At 54.6% G+C, this 1,015-nt stretch carries 1 rRNA gene; it reads right to left on the bottom strand.

Annotated elements, in window-relative coordinates:
* A 23S ribosomal RNA gene (locus ABZ793_RS34720) occupies positions 1-1,015 on the bottom strand; the annotation flags it as partial.

Below are 1,015 nucleotides of genomic sequence, written 5' to 3'. Positions count from 1 at the left end.
GTGGCGAGCGGCCCGTTGGGACGCGGACCGGTGGCGACGGGCGGGACGGGACGCCCGCTTAGCCCCGTTAAATCTTCCCCGCAGACCGACTCGACCAGTGAGCTATTACGCTTTCTTTAAAGGGTGGCTGCTTCTAAGCCAACCTCCTGGCTGTCTGTGCCTTTCCACATCGTTCACCACTTAGCGATGAATTTGGGACCTTAGCTGTGGGTCTGGGTTGTTTCCCTTTTCACGACGGACGTTAGCACCCGCCGTGTGTCTCCCGGATAGTACGTACTGGTATTCGGAGTTTGCCATGGTTTGGTAAGTCGCAATGACCCCCTAGCCATAACAGTGCTCTACCCCCAGTAGTATTCGTCCGAGGCGCTACCTAAATAGCTTTCGAGGAGAACCAGCTATCTCCGGGTTCGATTAGCTTTTCACTCCTAATCACACCTCATCCCCTACCTTTGCAACGGGAGTGGGTTCGGGCCTCCAGTGCGTGTTACCGCACCTTCACCCTGGGCATGACTAGATCACCCGGTTTCGGGTCTACTGCCCGCGACTATGCGCCCTTATCAGACTCGGTTTCCCTTCGCCTCCCCTATACGGTTAAGCTTGCCACGAACAGTAAGTCGCTGACCCATTATACAAAAGGTACGCAGTCACCCTTGCGGGCTCCTACTGCTTGTACGCACACGGTTTCAGGATCTATTTCACTCCCTTCACCAGGGTTCTTTTCGCCTTTCCCTCACGGTACTGGTTCACTATCGGTCGGTCAGGAGTATTTAGCCTTGGAGGATGGTCCCCCCATATTCAGACAGGGTTTCTCGTGCCCCGCCCTACTCGATTTCATCGCATCAGCCCCTTCGCATACAGGGCTGTCACCTTCTACGGCGAACCTTTCCAGGTTCTTTTGCTGAAGCTGATGCAACTTAAGGGCTAGTCCCCGTTCGCTCGTCACTACTTAGGGAATCTCGGTTGATTTCTTTTCCTCCGGGTACTTAGATATTTCAGTTCTCCGGGTTCGCTTCCA

The organism is Micromonospora sp. NPDC047465 (assembly GCF_040643125.1).
GTDB lineage: Bacteria > Actinomycetota > Actinomycetes > Mycobacteriales > Micromonosporaceae > Micromonospora.
The sequence above is the reverse complement of the archived record's forward strand: the minus strand, read 5'-3'. Positions and strand labels throughout refer to the sequence as shown.